This window comes from Paenibacillus sp. Root444D2 (assembly GCF_001426375.1).
GTDB lineage: Bacteria > Bacillota > Bacilli > Paenibacillales > NBRC-103111 > Paenibacillus_E.
In genome coordinates this window covers 436,330-437,773 of sequence record NZ_LMEO01000023.1, presented here as the reverse complement: position 1 = coordinate 437,773, position 1,444 = coordinate 436,330, and the positions used below count along the sequence as shown (strand labels likewise).

Annotated in this window: 1 protein-coding gene; it reads right to left on the bottom strand. The window is 44.7% G+C overall.

Annotated elements, in window-relative coordinates; genetic code table 11:
- Positions 1 to 378: 378 nt before the first annotated feature.
- Positions 379 to 1,444, bottom strand: a 1,066-nt coding sequence (locus tag ASD40_RS16045) for an IS110 family transposase (protein WP_063870788.1), incomplete at its 5' end; no start/stop codon positions are given.

Here is a 1,444-nt window from a genome sequence, read left to right as displayed (position 1 = left end):
TCCCTCGGTTTTAAGGGTTTATCTCACATATACTCACTCATTCGCAGGATTTTGACACCTTGGTTTGCAGATGTTGTTCAGGAGAGCGCTCATCAGATGTAGCTATTCCCATTTTGGGCATGCGGGAACAGAAGAAGTGTTGGAACATTTCTCCAAGGGATATTCTTCTGCACGTAACACTCCACACTTACCTTGGGGTTCACCATCCCATGACTCTACGGGTCTTTGCCCTAACATTCCTTCGTTACACCTGACCAAGGCGTGGAGACCGATAACGTTTAGCTGACGGGTCTGAGCCCTTATCGGGCAGTAACTCGGTCCTCCGTGCTTTCTTTTTTTAATCCTGCGAATGACTCAATACACAGTTCTTTATCAGTCTTAAGCAGCTTGATTAATAAGAGGAACCACTCTTTCTGGAGAGAAGTCCTCTCCTCGCGCAACTATACCAATGATGATTCGAGCCAGTTTTCCAAGCACTTTAAACAGAGACTGTTGCTTCTTCATTTGCTTAATTTGAACATTATACTCGTGCAGTTGTCTGAACACAGGGTTATTTCCAATGAGCTGCAGCGTTGCCAAGTAAAGATATTTACGTAGCGTTGCGTCGCCCCTCTTGGAAAGTACGATCTGACCCTTTCGCTTTCCGGACGTGCTTTCAGCTAGGTTTAATCCTGCTTTACGTAACAACTGGCGTCCGTGGGCATACTGTCTGAGATCACCAGTGCCTGATAGAATTGCTGCAATACAGATAAAGCCTAGGCCGATCGAACGTAATTGCTTGGCCATTGGAATACCGCTAAGCAATTTTTCGATATCTTTTTCAATTGTATCTAGTACCTCTACAATCCGTTCAAACTCTTCTAATAACCGTTTGAGATCCTGTTTTGCTTCAAGAAGAGCGGTTGTGTCACCTATACTTTGTTTAGCTGTAGCAATTAGCTGAGCAGCTTTTTGCGTGCCGGTAGAGCCAGCGGCACGCTTCATATGCTTCCTCCAGGCTGTAATCACTTCGGATACGGAAAGCAACTCTATTTCTTGCGGAGAAGGAAATTCCTTAAGAGTGGCCAATGATCGCTTACTTGTCCAGTCTTTAAAGACGGAGAAATACTCTGGGAAGCGTATGTCTAACCAGCGAATAATCCGATTCTGCAACCTCACACTATTTGTTACCCAAAATTCCCGATCACTCATAATTGTTTGCAACCTTTGAAAGACAACAGCGTGCCGAGAGAAATCATAGTAGAAACCTCGACTAACCACATCAGCAATGACGAGTGCATCCTTCGGATCACTCTTGGAGGGGGAATTATCGCGGTTTTCCTTGTTTCGTTTGGTGGTAGCTGGATTCACCATGACAACATCTTTGCCCTTGTCAGCAAGCCAATTAGCAAGGTTATATCCATAGTGTCCCGTTGGTTCCATACCGATTATGACGTTCTTTAAA